Below are 14,205 nucleotides of genomic sequence, written 5' to 3' on the forward strand. Positions count from 1 at the left end.
CCGGAGGCCGCGACTTTTTAAGAGTTGCGGGGCGGAGCGAGGCCCGGCGGCGAGGCGAGGCGAGGCGAGCGGGGTGGGGCTGCTGCGGGTCGGGGTGGGCAGGGTGGGCTCGCGCCGGGGTGGGGAGCCGGGTGGGTTAGGGCTCGGGGATGGGGGTGGGGTCGGAGTCGAGGACGGAGGAGGTGGTCGACTGCTGGGCTATGGCGCGGATGGCGGCGGCCACGGCCGGGGCGACGCGGGAGTCGAAGACGCTGGGGACGATGACGCTCGGGTTGAGCTTCTCCTCGCCGACGACGTCGGCGATGGCCATCGCGGCCGCCAGGGCCATCTCCTCGGTGAACTCGCGGGCCTGGGCGTCGAGCATGCCGCGGAAGACGCCGGGGAAGGCCAGCACGTTGTTGATCTGGTTGGGCTGGTCGGAGCGGCCGGTGGCGACCACTGCGGCGTGCTTGCGGGCCTCCCGGGGGTCGACCTCGGGGTCGGGGTTGGCCAGCGCGAACACGATCGCGTTCGGGGCCATCCGGGCGATGTCGTCGCCGGTGAGCAGGTTCGGGGCGCTGACGCCGATGAACACGTCCGCGCCGACGATCGCGCCGGGCAGATCGCCGGAGTAGTCGCCCTTGTTCGTGTTCTCGACCAGCCACTGCCAGTCGGGCCCGAGGTTGGCCATCTCGCGGTGCAGCGCGCCACGGCGGTCGTACGCGATGACGTCGCCGACGCCCTGCCGCAGCAGCAGCTTCATGATCGCGGTGCCCGCCGCGCCCGCGCCGGAGACGACGACCTTGACGTCGGCGAGCTTCTTGCCGACCACGCGCAGCGCGTTGGTCAGCGCGGCCAGTACGCAGATCGCGGTGCCGTGCTGGTCGTCGTGGAAGACCGGGATGTCGAGCATCTCGCGCAGCCGGGCCTCGATCTCGAAGCAGCGCGGGGCGGCGATGTCCTCCAGGTTGATGCCGCCGTACACGGGGGCGATCGCCTTGACGATCTTGATGATCTCCTCGGTGTCCTGGGTGTCCAGGCACACCGGCCAGGCGTCGACCCCGCCGAAGCGCTTGAACAGGGCCGCCTTGCCCTCCATCACCGGCAGCGCGGCGGCCGGGCCGATGTTGCCCAGGCCGAGCACGGCCGACCCGTCGGTGACGACCGCGACGGTGTTGCGCTTGATGGTCAGGCGGCGGGCGTCCTCCGGGTTGTCGGCGATGGCCTGGCAGACCCGGGCCACCCCCGGGGTGTACGCCCGGGAGAGCTCGTCACGCGTCTTCAGGTTGACCTTGGAGGTGACCTCGATCTTGCCGCCGAGGTGCAGCAGGAAGGTGCGGTCGGAGACCTTGCGGACCTCCACGCCCTCCATCGCCTCCAGGGCCTTGACGACCTGGTCGGCGTGGGCGCTGTCGGCGGTGTCGCAGGTGACGTCGGCGACCACACGCAGGTGGTCCGAGTCGACGACGTCGACCGCGGTGACGATGGCGCCCGCCTCGCCCACGGCCATGGTGAGCCGGCCGATCGCCGACGCGTCGGCGATCACCGCCACGCGTACGGTGATGGAGTATCCGGCGCTGGGCAGACGCGTAGTGGGCACGTTGTCGCCTTTCATGAGGTCAGTCGGTCTCATTTTCCCACTCCGTGGGCGAGGCCCCCGCACCGCCTGCTGAACCCTCGGGTAACCCTGCTCCTGGCAGCCGCCTGCGGCGGCTGCGGCGTTCGGCCTCTCAGCCGGCGTCACGCGGCAGTCGTCGGCTTCGCTTCGCTTACCTCCTTGGTGCCGCGTGACGCCGGCGGCCGAACGCGCGTGCGAACGGCGGTTCAATAGAGGTGCGTTCCGGGTACATCCGTGCCAACCTTGAAGCCGACAGATCGAGAGACGAAGGAGCAGATTTGCCTACTTTCCCCGACATCCTGGTGGCCGAAGAGACCACCGGTGACCTTGAACTCTCGGAGCGGCATTCGCTGCGCCGGGTGGCCGGGCTCTCCACCGAGCTCGCCGATGTCACCGAGGTCGAATACCGGCAGCTGCGGCTGGAACGGGTGGTGCTGGTGGGCGTCTGGACCTCCGGCACCGTCGTGGACGCGGAGAACTCCCTCGCGGAGCTCGCCGCGCTCGCGGAGACCGCCGGCTCGCAGGTGCTCGAAGGCCTGATCCAGCGGCGCAGCCAGCCTGACGCCGCGACATTCATCGGCCGCGGCAAGGTGGACGAGCTCAAGGCGGCGGTGGAGTCGACCGGCGCGGACACCGTGATCTGCGACGGCGAGCTGTCCCCGAGCCAGCTGCGCAACCTGGAGCAGAAGATCAAGGTCAAGGTGGTCGACCGGACCGCGCTGATCCTGGACATCTTCGCCCAGCACGCCAAGAGCAAGGAGGGCAAGGCCCAGGTCGAGCTGGCGCAGCTGCAGTACCTGGTGCCGCGCCTGCGAGGCTGGGGCGAGGCCCTGTCGCGGCAGACCGGTGGTTCCGGTCGCGGCGGCGGCGCGGGCGGCGGCGTGGGTCTGCGCGGTCCCGGTGAGACGAAGCTGGAGACCGACCGCAGGCGTATCCGTACCCGGATCGCCAAGCTGAAGCGGGAGATCACCGCGATGGGGGTCATCCGCGACACCAAGCGGGCCGGCCGCCTGCGCAACACGGTGCCGTCGGTGGCCATCGCCGGTTACACCAACGCGGGCAAGTCCAGCCTGCTCAACCGGCTCACCGGAGCCGGGGTGCTGGTCGAGGACGCGCTGTTCGCGACCCTGGACACGGCGACCCGGCGCACCGAGGCGCGCGACGGCCGGGTGTACACCCTGTCGGACACGGTCGGCTTCGTGCGGCACCTTCCGCACCAGCTGGTCGAGGCGTTCCGCTCCACGCTGGAGGAGGTCGGCCACGCCGACCTGGTGGTGCACGTGGTCGACGGGGCCCACCCGGACCCGGAGGAGCAGGTGCGGGCGGTGCGCGAGGTGCTGGCCGAGGTCGGCGCGGACCGGCTGCCCGAGCTGCTGGTGGTCAACAAGGCCGACGCCGCTCCCGAGGAGATGCTGCTGCGGCTCAAGCGGGAGTGGCCCGACGCGGTGTTCGTGTCGGCCCGCACCGGCGACGGCATCGACGCGCTGCGCGAGATCATCGAGTCGCGGCTGCCGGTGCCGGCGGTGGAGGTGCTCGCCTGCGTTCCGTACGACCGGGGCGACCTGGTGGCCAAGGTCCACCGCAGGGGTGAGGTGTTGGCTTCGGGACACACCGCCGCCGGCACTCAGCTCAAGGTCCGCGTGGATCGAGAGCTTGCCGCTGAGCTGGGCGTTTATGCGATCACGGATAGTGACTGGGTGACGGACGCATCGTGACGTATTAATCGTGTTACACGGGACCGTGCCCAGTCGTGGCAAACTGTCCGGATGCGGTTAACGGGATTCCTGGTGAAGGCAGGTGCGGCCACTTTCTCGGCCGTGCTCGGGGTCGGGCTGCTCGGCGCCCCTGCGGGGGCGGCGCCAAGCCCGGCTCCGGGCGGTGCGGCAGAAACGGCCGTACCGGGCAAGAAGGTCTGCACCGTCACGGGACCGACGACCGGCACATCTGGCTTGACCGAGCTGTCGGGCCTGGTCGCGGTGGGCACCGGCTACTACGCGATCAACGACAGCAACGACGTCAAGGCGAACATGAAGCTGTTCAAGCTGAATGCCGCCTGCAAGGTGACGAACTCGTACAAGTACAAGGGCGACGGCGCGCTCGACCCCGAGGACGTGGCGGTCGGCCCGGACGGGGCGATCTGGGTCGCCGACACCGGTGACTCGAAGATCAACCAAGAGAACTTCACCGTCACCCACGACCGCCCGCGCATCGCCCTGTGGAAGTTCGTCAACGGCAAGGCCAGCGGCCCGTTCCGGATGTCCTACCCGGCGAAGAAGTTCGACTCCGAAGCGCTGATCATCGACTCCGCGGGCAACCCGATCGTGGTCACCAAGGACTGGGACTTCACCGCGGCCGAGGGCAAGACCTACCTCTTCGCGCCGACCGGCCCGCTGGTCGAGGCCGGTGAGCCGACGCCGATGAAGGAGCTGGGCTCGCTCACGCTGCCGCGTACGACGACCGCGAACCCGATGGGCGGCCTGGGCCGCCGCCAGGTGACCGGGGCGGCCAAGAGCACCGACGGGGCCAAGGTCGTGCTGCGCACCTACGCCGACGCGTTCGAGTGGGACATCAAGGACAACGACATCGTCGCTGCGCTGACCAAGGACAAGCCCCGGGTCACGCACCTGCCCGAGGAGCCGTTCGGCGAGGCCATCACGTACGGGCCCGACGGCCAGTTCATCACCGTCTCGGAGACCGAGCAGACCCGCACGGCGACCGCCGCCCCGCAGAAGCCGTCGCTGCTGAGCTACACGCCGGCGACGAAGGAGTTCGTCGAGGCGGCTCCGGAGAAGGGTCCCGAGAAGGCGGGCAAGGCCTGGTATCTCAGCCTCTTCAGCGACATCAGCCAGCTGTACCTGGCGCTGGCCGGGGTCGGCGTGTTCGGCGTGCTGCTGGTGGTGCTCGGCGTGGTCGGCGTGATCAAGGGTCGCAAGCGCAAGGTCCGCAAGGGCGAGGTCGACGACGACTTCGAGCCCGGCGACAACTCGCCGACCACGATGCTGGCCCCGGTCGGCGGCTACCAGTCCGGCTACTACGCCGACCAGGGTGGCGGCTACGACCCCAACTACGGCGGCCAGCAGCAGTACGGCGGCCAGGGCTACGGGCAGCAGGGCGGCTACGACCCGAACTACGGCGGCGGCCAGCAGGTGTACGCGGGCAACGGCTACGAGGGCGGGCAGCAGGGCTACGACCCCGGCTACGGCAACCAGGGCTACGGCAACCAGCCGCCGCAGCACCCCGGCTACGGCCAGCAGCAGGGCTACGGCCAGCAGTACGGCGGCCAGCAGCAGCACCAGCCCCAGCCGTACGCCGGTGACGGCGCCTACCAGGCCGAACCGGTGTACTACCACCCCGAGGGCGGTTACCCGAACGAGCAGTACCGCTAGGGCGTACGACGAAAGCGGCCCGTCCCCGGTCGGGGGCGGGCCGCTGCGTTGTCCGGCTCAGACGCGGCGCATCACGAAGACGACCTTGCCCAGGATCACCGCGGCGTCGCCGGGGATCGGGTCGTAGGCCGGGTTGCGCGGCATGAGCAGCACGTGGCCCTCGCGCAGCCGGTAGACCTTGACCGTGGCCTCGCCGTCGATCATCGCGGCGACGATGTCGCCGTTCTCGGCATTGGGCTGCTGGCGCACCACGACCCAGTCGCCGTCGCAGATCGCGGCCTCGATCATCGAGTCGCCCTTGACCTGGAGCGAGAACAGCGTGCCCTGGCCGACGAGTTCGCGCGGCAGGGGCAGCACCTCCTCGATCGACTCCTCGGCCAGGATCGGGCCACCGGCGGCGATGCGGCCCAGCAGCGGCACGTACACCGGGGTGGGCCGGGCCAGCCGGGCGGCGGCCTCCTCTTCGGGGTCGACGGGGGTGCGCACGTCCACCGCGCGGGGGCGCGACGGGTCGCGGCGCAGGAAGCCCTTCCGCTCCAGCTCCTTGAGCTGGTAGGCGACCGAGGACGGGGAGACCAGGCCGACGGCCTCGCCGATCTCGCGCACGGTCGGCGGGTAGCCGTGCTGCTCGACCCACTCGCGGATGACGGCGAGGATGCGCTTCTGGCGGCTGCTCAGGTCGGCCGCCTGCAGGTCCGCGGGGGAGGCGCTGGTCGCGGAGACCGCGCGCACAGGCCCCGCGCCGGCGGGCGCCGCGGGCGGCCGGCCGGGCCGGGACGCTCGCTCAGTGGGGGACATGTCGGACCTCCGGTGGATGATGGCAGTGAACGGCGACTCTCACCGGACACACTAATGCGACATGATGTCAGTTTCAAACATCTGTACGACTCTGTCGACGGTGTCACGCATGTTTCACGAGTGGGTGACGGTACGTGTTGTTGTCAGCGACACGCCACTTGCAGGTGCGTTTCAACTTGCCTACGCGTCGGTTGGGGCATAGGTTCAACCCCAACATCTTGTGGTGGCACCGAGCCGACCACCCATAGATTGGGGTAAGAGCCCGATCTGGGGGTATGGCCGTACCCCCGCATCCGCACCCACCCCCGGGCGCCCGCGACGACGCGGACGCCTGCGGTGCCGTGCCCGGACGCGGGTCGGAAAACCGCCCAAGAGGACGACGACGTGGGAGGTGACAGCGATGCGATGCCCGTACTGCAGGCACCCGGACTCCCGCGTGGTGGACTCCCGGGAGGCCGATGACGGCCAGCTCATCCGCCGGCGGCGACACTGCCCCGAATGCGGCAAGCGGTTCACCACCGTCGAGGAGTCGGTGCTGGCCGTGGTCAAGCGCAGCGGGGTGACCGAGCCGTTCAGCCGCCTGAAGATCATGGGCGGTGTGCGCAAGGCCTGCCAGGGCCGGCCGGTCGACGAGGACGCCATCGCGCTGCTCGCGCAGCGGGTGGAGGAGGCGGTCCGCGCGCGGGGGGCGGCGGAGGTGCCCAGCGGCGAGGTCGGGCTGGCGATCCTCGGGCCGCTGCGCGACCTGGACGAGGTGGCCTACCTGCGCTTCGCCAGCGTGTACCAGGACTTCCAGTCCGCCGACGACTTCATCCGGGAGATCGAGGCACTGCGTGCCGCGGTTAAAACCCGGGCGGATGGGCAAGAGCCAGCCGAACTCCCCGCTGAGGCGGCCGACGGCGGTATGCCCGCGGGTCACCTCGCGAGCTGAGGCTCGGCATCAGAACGTTGCAGTTGATTGTTGTTGATTATGGAACCTGAGGGGGCTGCAGATGGGGGAGAACGCCACGGTGAGCGCTAAGCGCACGCGGGCGAACGCCGGAGGTCTGAAGATCGAGCGGGTGTGGACGACCGAGGGCGTGCACCCGTACGACGAGATCACCTGGGAGCGCCGGGACGTCGTCATGACGAACTGGCGTGACGGCTCGATCAATTTCGAGCAGCGCGGGGTGGAGTTCCCCGACTTCTGGAGCGTCAACGCGACCAACATCGTGACGACGAAGTACTTCCGGGGCGCGGTGGACACCCCCGAGCGGGAGTGGAGCCTGAAGCAGCTGGTGGACCGGGTCGCCAAGACCTACCGGGCCGCCGGTGAGAAGTACGGCTATTTCGCCACCCCCGCCGACGCCGAGCTGTTCGAGCACGAGCTGGTCTGGATGCTGGTGCACCAGGTGTTCAGCTTCAACTCGCCGGTCTGGTTCAACGTGGGCACCGCCAGCCCGCAGCAGGTCAGCGCCTGCTTCATCCTGTCCGTGGACGACTCCGTCGACTCGATCATGGATTGGTACAAGGAAGAGGGCCTGATCTTCAAGGGCGGCTCCGGTTCCGGCGTCAACCTGTCCCGCATCCGCGCCAGCAGGGAGCTGCTCTCCTCGGGCGGCACCGCGTCCGGCCCGGTCAGCTTCATGCGCGGCGCCGACGCCTCGGCCGGCACCATCAAGTCCGGCGGCGCCACCCGCCGCGCGGCCAAGATGGTCATCCTCGACGTCGACCACCCCGACATCGAGGAGTTCATCGCGACCAAGGCGCGCGAGGAGGACAAGATCCGCGCGCTGCGCGACGCCGGTTTCGACATGGACCTGGGCGGCCGCGACATCGTCAGCGTGCAGTACCAGAACGCCAACAACTCGGTGCGCGTGTCGGACGAGTTCATGACCTCGGTCGAGGAGGGCAAGAGCTTCGACCTGCTCGGCCGCCTCGACGGCCGGGTCATCGACACCGTCGACGCCAAGGGCCTGTTCCGCAAGCTCGCCGAGGCCGCCTGGGCGTGCGCCGACCCCGGCATCCAGTACGACGACACGATCAACGACTGGCACACCTGCTCGGAGACCGGCCGCATCACGGCCAGCAACCCGTGCTCGGAATACCTGCACCTGGACGACACGTCCTGCAACCTGGCCTCGCTGAACCTGCTCAAGTTCCTCGGCACGGATGGCTCGTTCGACGTGGCGCGGTTCTCGAAGTCGGTCGAGTTCGTGATCACGGCGATGGACATCTCCATCTCCTTCGCGGACTTCCCGACCCAGAAGATCACCGAGAACACCCGGGCGTACCGGCAGCTCGGCATCGGCTACGCCAACCTCGGCGCGCTGCTGATGGCGTCGGGCCTGCCGTACGACTCCGAGGGCGGCCGCCAGCTGTCCGCCGCGATCACCGCGCTGATGACCGGTGTGGCCTACCGCCGCTCGGCCGAGCTGGCCGGGGTCGTCGGCGCGTACGACGGATACGCCCGCAACGCCACCCCGCACCAGCGGGTCATGCGCAAGCACGCCGCCGCAGCCGAAGCCCTCCAGCCGCAGGGTCCCGTCGCGACCCTGGTGGCCAAGGAGGCGCAGAAGCAGTGGAAGGCCGGCAACGCCCTCGGTGAGAAGCAGGGCTGGCGCAACTCCCAGGCCAGCGTGCTCGCGCCGACCGGCACCATCGGCTTCATGATGGACTGCGACACCACCGGCGTGGAGCCGGACCTGGCGCTGGTCAAGTTCAAGAAGCTGGTCGGCGGCGGCTCGATGCAGATCGTCAACCAGACCGTGCCGCGCGCCTTGCGCAACCTGGGCTACCAGGAGGAACAGGTCGAGGCGATCACCGAGTTCATCGGCGAGCACGGCCACGTCGTCGACGCCCCCGGCCTCAAGCCGGAGCACTACGCGGTGTTCGACTGCGCGATGGGCGAGCGCTCGATCGCGCCCATGGGCCACGTGCTGATGATGGCCGCGGTGCAGCCGTTCATCTCCGGCGCGATCAGCAAGACCGTCAACATGCCGGAGTCGGCGACGGTCGAAGAGGTCGAGCAGATGTACTTCGACGGATGGCGCCTGGGCCTCAAGGCCCTGGCCATCTACCGGGACAACTGCAAGGTCGGCCAGCCGCTGTCGGTCTCCAAGAAGGACAAGGAGCCCGCTGCGGCGGTCGCCCCGGTCGCCGCCCCCGTGGTGGAGAAGGTCATCGAGTACCGCCCGGTGCGCAAGCGCCTGCCGAAGAAGCGCCCCGGGCAGACGGTGTCCTTCACCGTCGGTGAGGCCGAGGGCTACCTGACCGCGTCGTCGTACCCCGACGACGGCCTCGGTGAGGTCTTCCTCAAGCTGGGCAAGCAGGGCTCGACCCTGGCCGGTGTCATGGACGCGTTCTCGATCGCCGTCTCCGTCGCGCTGCAGTACGGCGTGCCGCTGCAGACGTACGTCGAGAAGTTCATGAACATGAAGTTCGAGCCCGCCGGCATGACCGACGACCCGGACATCCGCCTGTCGAACTCGGTGATGGACTACATCTTCCGCCGCCTCGCCCTCGACTTCCTGCCCTACGAGCAGCGGGCCGAGCTGGGTGTCTTCACCGCCTCCGAGCGCGCCGCGCGGCTGCGGGCCGAGGAGGAGGGCACCGAGTACGTGCCGCAGGCCGCCACCGCCGCCCCGTCGGACGTGGTCCCGGCCGCCCCGGTGCGGGTCGGCTCGTCGACGGAGGTGCTGGAGTCCATCACGGGCAAGGCGTCGGACGCGCCGCTGTGCTACACCTGCGGCACCAAGATGCGGCCTGCGGGCAGCTGCTACGTCTGCGAGGGCTGCGGCTCCACCAGCGGCTGCAGCTGATCGCCTCCGGCGTACGCCGCAGGTGACGTGACGTGAGAACGGGATCGGGCCGTGTGCCCGGTCCCGTTCGCCGTTCCCGGACCCCGCCGTCCGGTCGTAGGGTCGGTGGATGCCGAACCTCCCCGAGATCCCCGGCGCGGTGCTGATCATGAAGGGCGACGCCGTGATCGCGGACGTCACCAGCCCCGGCATCACCGCGTACACCCGGTTCCAGCTCGCCTCGGTGAGCAAGCAGTTCACGGCCGCCGCCGTGCTGCTCCAGGCCCAGCGCGGACGGCTGCGGCTGGACGACCCCGTCGGGCGGTGGATCGGCGGCTGCCCGCCGTCGTGGCAGGACATCACCCTGCACCACCTGCTGGCGCACTCGTCGGGGCTGGGGCACTGGGATGACTACCCGATGATCGACCTGTTCCGGTGGGTCCCGCTCGACGAGCTGCTGCGGACGTTCCAAGAGGTGCCGCCGCTGTTCTCACCCGGTGGCGGCTGGCACTACAGCAGCCCTGGCTACGTGCTGCTGGCCCACGTGGCGGAACTGGTCGCCGACACCCCCTACCGGGAGCTGCTGGAACGCGACATCTTCGGGCCGCTCGGGCTCGCTGACACCTTCGCGGGCGAGCCGGGCGATCGGGCGGACCTCGCCGTCGGCCTGGGTGAGGACGGGCTGCCGACACCGTCGTACGAGCTGGACGTGGTGGGCATGGGCGCGGGCGACATCTGGTCCACGACCGGCGACGTGCTCCGCTGGATCGACGGGCTGCGCGCCGGGCGGCTGCTCGACGAGCACCACCTCGGGCTGATGCTGTCCGAGCAGGCCCCGACGGGCGGCGACCCGCACGCCAGCGGCTACGGCTACGGCTGGGTCCTCGGGACCGTCGACGGCCGACCGTGGTTCCACCATTCGGGCGGCAACGCGGGTTTCCGCACCTACGACGCCTGCGTGCCGTCCTCCGGCCATCGCATCGTCATCCTCGGCAACTGCGAGAGGACCACTGCTGCTGACCTCAGCGACTTGCTGCTCCTGGCGCTCACGTGACATGCGCCCCGTCGGCCGTAGCGCCGGCCGACGGGGACACCTGACCTCGGTCAGCGAGTGGCTGCCTTTTGACGCAGCACCGCCACTTCGCCGGTCATCTGCGCCCATGCCGCCTCGTTCGCGCTGAGCGCTGCCGCGTTGGTGGAAGCGAATTCCGTCAAGTCTGCCGTCGCATCCGCAAACGCGCGGGTGGTGAAATCTGCCCGGCATGCCGTGTCGGTGTCGGCAGCCTTGGACTCGTGTACGACGGCGGATGCCCAGCCCGGCTCCTTGGTCACATCCGACGGCTTGTCATAGGTGACCGGAGGGTAGGCGTTGACCACGAGGGCGTACAGATCGCTGAGGTTTGCGGCCTCGAAGCCCGCCCCCTTCATGCAGGTGGCGTAGTGGGCAGGAAGGTCCGGCACCGCGCGCCTCGAGATGGTGGCCAGGGTCTTCAGTAGCAGCCCGTCGAGCGCATCGCGGCTCTTCGGCGCGAAGGAGGCCTCGTACGTCGTCGCGGCACCCTGGCAGGATTGAAGCTTTCCTGAGTACGCCGCCCGCTTGGCCTCGGAGTCGAGTTTGGCGTAGACCGGGTTCGTCTGCTGGCCGACCGCGGCGGCTCTACGTTGCATGCCCACGCCCACGCCGAAGGTCGTCCGGGTCGGCGAGAAGGCCAAGCTGTCTCCGGGCGAGATGACCGATTCTTCGCTGTTCACCGGTATGAAGGCGGTGACCGGGTAGACGGTGCCGGCTGCCGTCATACACTCCGAGATGGCTGACTGCGTGAGTAGCCATCCGCGCTCCTCACCCGCGATCCGCTGCTCGGCCGTGCCGTAGATCTGCTGGACGATCTTCTCGTAGGTTGCTCGCGCCTGCGCTGTGTCCTCAAACCGCGGTGCACCCGCCGGCCCCGCGCCGGCACAGCCGCCTACAAGAGCCCCTATTCCTGCCAGCGTGCACATCGCAGCCGTCAGCTTCGCACGGAAGTACATGTTCAACTAACCCTCCTCAGCTGGAACAGGACGTCGAAACTCCGCCGTCGAAGTACTCTGACTTGCCACCGGCGGTCATCACCCAAGCTCGTGTGCAGTTGTTGGGGACGGCAGGGACGACACCGGTGAGAGTGCCTGTTACCTGGGTGCAGTTGCTCAACGGCGAGGTGGTCGCATTGTTGTTTCCATAACAAGCCCCGAGCTTGAGGACCCCGGTGACGTCGGTCGTCTCATAGGTGTCGAGCGTGTCTCGGGAGACCATACTTTGGCAGGATCGGGCCACCCGTGCGTCGTAGTGGTCCGATTCGCCGATCGCGGCGTCCCGGTCGAAGTCGAGCCAGACGTCGATGCACTTGTTGCTCCCCAACGTCTGGGGTGTCGCCAGCAGGTGGTTGGCCTTGCCCCGTCCAAGCCGGTCTCATGGTCGCCGGACGAGGTCACGTGTGAATATTGAGGCGCAACATTTCTACATCGGACTGTTGAGGACGTGATCTCGTCGGTTCTGTCTGTCGACACGGCGATCACCGCATCGACCGCGGACCGCGGGGCTGAACGTGTATCGCCGGTAGACACTGGGATCAGGCGAGCCAGCTCGCGCGGTCATGGGCGAAGAGGACCCGCTGGGGGTCTAGGGCGGCGAGGCGGTCAAGCCACGGATGGTATGGCGGGAGCGGCGCGGCAGCCCCGTCAGCCGTCGCCTGACGGGCGAGTACGGCGCAACTGAAGTCGGTGGCGAGATCGTATGCCTGACCGGCGAGGATCGTGGTCACGCCGTCGGGGCCGCGTACGACCAGGCTCTGGTGTCCTGGGGTGTGGCCGGGTGTGGGGACGACGTGCACGCCGGGGCTGATCTCGGCCTCGCCGTCGAGTTCGCGGTAGTCGACGCCGGGGAAGTCGACCAGGTGGTCGAACGTGTAGTTCCCGGCGCGGGCGGTGGCCAGCTCGGTGCGCTGGGTGAACACGGGGCGGCCGGGCAGCAGCGGGTTGCCGCCGCAGTGGTCGAAGTGCAGGTGGCAGTTGACGACCAGGGCGATGTCGTCGAGGCGTACGCCATGGTCGGCCAGGGCCTGCGGCAGTGGGCGGCGAAACGGCCGGTAGTGGGCTTCGGTCTCGTCGTCGCCCCGGCCCAGTCCGGTGTCGAACAGGATCAGCCCGTCGGCACCGTCCACGAGGTACGCCAGGACCGCTTCGGCCCTCGGATGTGGACCACCCGCCTCCTCGGCGGGCCGGATGAAATACCCGAGATCAAGTCTGCGTACGGCGTTGTCGCGCATCGGGCCATCCTCGCACCGATCATGAATTGTCGGGGGAGCTGCCTAACCTTCGCGCCATGAATTCGTGGCACCACGCGCTGTCGGCCGCCCGCAAGTGGGGCGGTGAGCCGGAGGACTATCTGGCCGTCGAGGAGTTCATCGACTCCTCGAAACAGATCATCGGCGACGTCCGGCACCGCTCGATGTACCACCACACCGCGGGTGTCTACCTCTGCCAGCGCATCTTCGGCGACACGTTGCAGGTCGGGCGCAAGCGCATCCCGGTGCGGCTGATCGCCGAGCGGCACATCCTGGAGGACCTGGGCTGGCTGCCCTCGCCCGCCGACTACATCGCCGGCATGGTGATCAAGCCCTGGATGTCGGGTGCGCAGCGCAAAGAGGTGCCGTTGTCGACGCTGTTGGGAGAGGACCACCGATGAGCCACACCAGTTTCCTGGGCATCCCGGTCGAGGGCGAGATCACCAGGAGCGCCAGGGTGCCGCAGCGCCCGCTGTCGGAGCTGCGGCCGCTGCTGACGGCCGTGCTGGACGACGACGAGGTCGTGGAGTTCGGCTGGCAGCAGTACACGCCGTACTTCAACGACGGCGACACGTGCGTGTTCGACGCGCATTCCTTCTGGGCGCGTACGTCCGCCGCCGACGACGCCCGAGCCGACCGGCGGGAACTGGAGGTGGGCAGGTACTGCAACATCCACCGGACCCTGGGCGGCCACCGCCTGGCGGAAAGCGGCGAGTACCCCCGCCCCGAACTGCCGTACGAGGGCGCCGACGAGGAGCGCTACCGGCGGGTGCGGGCGCTGGCCGACGCGATCGACGGCGGCGGGTTCGATGACGTGCTGCTGGAGGCGTTCGGTGATCACGCCACGGTGACCGTGCGGCGCAGTGGCATCACGGTGGAGTTCTACAACCACGAATGACCGGGCGCGGGACGCACCGGGCGAACGGAGTCCGGGTCCGGTGCGCCCCTGGTGTCAGGACGCCGTCGTGCCGCCGATGCCCATCGCGTCGGCGATGCGCAGGTGGGGGCGGGCCTCGTCGTGGCGGCTCTGCCGCTGCAGGCAGCGGCCCAGCATGAGGTGGGCGTAGTGCTCGGCGGGGTCGTGGTCGAGCACCAGGCGCAGTTGCTCCTCGGCCTTGTGCAGCTGGGCAGAGTGGTAGTAGGCGCGCGCCAGCAGCAGCCGGGGCGCCACGTCGTCGGGCGCCTCGTCCACCACCGGTCCCAGGATCTGGGCAGCGGTGATGTAGTCGCCGTAGTCGAAGAACAGCCTTCCGCGCTCGTACTCCTCCAGGATTCCCACGCCTCGGACAACTGCCTGGATGGCCCGCGCATTCCCCGGATAGCAT

General features: G+C 69.2%; 13 protein-coding genes. 7 read left to right on the forward strand and 6 right to left on the reverse strand.

Annotated features, from left to right (window positions below; genetic code table 11):
* Positions 1-136: 136 nt before the first annotated feature.
* A complete protein-coding gene (locus HAV40_RS37230; RefSeq protein ID WP_203671886.1) occupies positions 137-1,612 on the reverse strand; it encodes an NAD-dependent malic enzyme in 1,476 nt (491 codons plus the stop codon).
* A 263-nt stretch (positions 1,613-1,875) separates the two neighbouring features.
* Here HAV40_RS37230 and hflX point away from each other — a divergent pair, with 263 nt between their 5' ends.
* Both hflX and HAV40_RS37240 read left to right on the forward strand, forming a co-directional pair.
* Entirely contained in the window at positions 1,876-3,312 is a 1,437-nt protein-coding gene (hflX, locus tag HAV40_RS37235; protein ID WP_239086924.1) for a GTPase HflX, read from the forward strand.
* Between the two features lie 234 nt (positions 3,313-3,546).
* Positions 3,547-4,983 (forward strand): NHL repeat-containing protein, encoded by a 1,437-nt coding sequence (locus tag HAV40_RS37240; protein WP_166389021.1) that lies wholly within the window; start codon positions 3,547-3,549, stop codon positions 4,981-4,983.
* A 57-nt stretch (positions 4,984-5,040) separates the two neighbouring features.
* Here HAV40_RS37240 and lexA read toward each other — a convergent pair whose 3' ends face one another.
* Entirely contained in the window at positions 5,041-5,781 is a 741-nt protein-coding gene (gene lexA, locus HAV40_RS37245) for a transcriptional repressor LexA (RefSeq protein WP_166389022.1), read from the reverse strand.
* Positions 5,782-6,181: 400 nt separating this feature from the next.
* Here lexA and nrdR point away from each other — a divergent pair, with 400 nt between their 5' ends.
* From nrdR to HAV40_RS37260, 3 genes are all read left to right on the forward strand, one after another.
* Entirely contained in the window at positions 6,182-6,712 is a 531-nt protein-coding gene (gene nrdR / locus HAV40_RS37250) for a transcriptional regulator NrdR (RefSeq protein ID WP_203671889.1), read from the forward strand.
* Between the two features lie 61 nt (positions 6,713-6,773).
* Positions 6,774-9,581: a vitamin B12-dependent ribonucleotide reductase gene (locus tag HAV40_RS37255; RefSeq protein ID WP_166389023.1), complete on the forward strand. Its 2,808-nt coding sequence runs from the start codon at positions 6,774-6,776 to the stop codon at positions 9,579-9,581.
* Positions 9,582-9,690: 109 nt separating this feature from the next.
* Positions 9,691-10,614, forward strand: coding sequence for a serine hydrolase domain-containing protein (locus tag HAV40_RS37260; protein ID WP_166389024.1), 924 nt, complete (start codon positions 9,691-9,693; stop codon positions 10,612-10,614).
* Between the two features lie 50 nt (positions 10,615-10,664).
* Here HAV40_RS37260 and HAV40_RS37265 read toward each other — a convergent pair whose 3' ends face one another.
* From HAV40_RS37265 to HAV40_RS37275, 3 genes are all read right to left on the reverse strand, one after another.
* Positions 10,665-11,594 (reverse strand): hypothetical protein, encoded by a 930-nt coding sequence (locus HAV40_RS37265; protein ID WP_166389025.1) that lies wholly within the window; start codon positions 11,592-11,594, stop codon positions 10,665-10,667.
* 10 nt (positions 11,595-11,604) lie between these two features.
* Positions 11,605-11,955: a hypothetical protein gene (locus HAV40_RS37270; RefSeq protein WP_166389026.1), complete on the reverse strand. Its 351-nt coding sequence runs from the start codon at positions 11,953-11,955 to the stop codon at positions 11,605-11,607.
* 211 nt (positions 11,956-12,166) lie between these two features.
* Positions 12,167-12,862, reverse strand: a complete 696-nt coding sequence (locus tag HAV40_RS37275) for an N-acyl homoserine lactonase family protein (RefSeq protein WP_166389027.1) — start codon at positions 12,860-12,862, stop codon at positions 12,167-12,169.
* 56 nt (positions 12,863-12,918) lie between these two features.
* Here HAV40_RS37275 and HAV40_RS37280 point away from each other — a divergent pair, with 56 nt between their 5' ends.
* Positions 12,919-13,281: a DUF6915 family protein gene (locus tag HAV40_RS37280; protein ID WP_166389028.1), complete on the forward strand. Its 363-nt coding sequence runs from the start codon at positions 12,919-12,921 to the stop codon at positions 13,279-13,281.
* Entirely contained in the window at positions 13,278-13,778 is a 501-nt protein-coding gene (locus HAV40_RS37285; RefSeq protein WP_166389029.1) for a hypothetical protein, read from the forward strand. Before HAV40_RS37280 ends, HAV40_RS37285 begins: the two co-directional genes overlap by 4 nt.
* 54 nt (positions 13,779-13,832) lie before the next feature.
* Here HAV40_RS37285 and HAV40_RS37290 read toward each other — a convergent pair whose 3' ends face one another.
* Positions 13,833-14,159 (reverse strand): tetratricopeptide repeat protein, encoded by a 327-nt coding sequence (locus HAV40_RS37290; RefSeq protein ID WP_166389030.1) that lies wholly within the window; start codon positions 14,157-14,159, stop codon positions 13,833-13,835.
* Positions 14,160-14,205: the final 46 nt, after the last annotated feature.

Origin of the sequence: Catellatospora methionotrophica (genome assembly GCF_011297335.1) — a bacterium.
GTDB classification, from domain to species: Bacteria; Actinomycetota; Actinomycetes; order Mycobacteriales; family Micromonosporaceae; genus Catellatospora; species Catellatospora methionotrophica.

Excerpts from the sequence above, each read along its gene's own strand:
- HAV40_RS37230 (WP_203671886.1), bottom strand. The coding sequence starts at position 1,612 with ATGAGACCGACTGACCTCATGAAAGGCGACAACGTGCCCACTACGCGT.
- lexA (WP_166389022.1), bottom strand. The coding sequence starts at position 5,781 with ATGTCCCCCACTGAGCGAGCGTCCCGGCCCGGCCGGCCGCCCGCGGCG.
- nrdR (WP_203671889.1), top strand. The coding sequence starts at position 6,182 with ATGCGATGCCCGTACTGCAGGCACCCGGACTCCCGCGTGGTGGACTCC.
- HAV40_RS37255 (WP_166389023.1), top strand. The coding sequence starts at position 6,774 with ATGGGGGAGAACGCCACGGTGAGCGCTAAGCGCACGCGGGCGAACGCC.
- HAV40_RS37260 (WP_166389024.1), top strand. The coding sequence starts at position 9,691 with ATGCCGAACCTCCCCGAGATCCCCGGCGCGGTGCTGATCATGAAGGGC.
- HAV40_RS37275 (WP_166389027.1), bottom strand. The coding sequence starts at position 12,862 with ATGCGCGACAACGCCGTACGCAGACTTGATCTCGGGTATTTCATCCGG.
- HAV40_RS37280 (WP_166389028.1), top strand. The coding sequence starts at position 12,919 with ATGAATTCGTGGCACCACGCGCTGTCGGCCGCCCGCAAGTGGGGCGGT.
- HAV40_RS37285 (WP_166389029.1), top strand. The coding sequence starts at position 13,278 with ATGAGCCACACCAGTTTCCTGGGCATCCCGGTCGAGGGCGAGATCACC.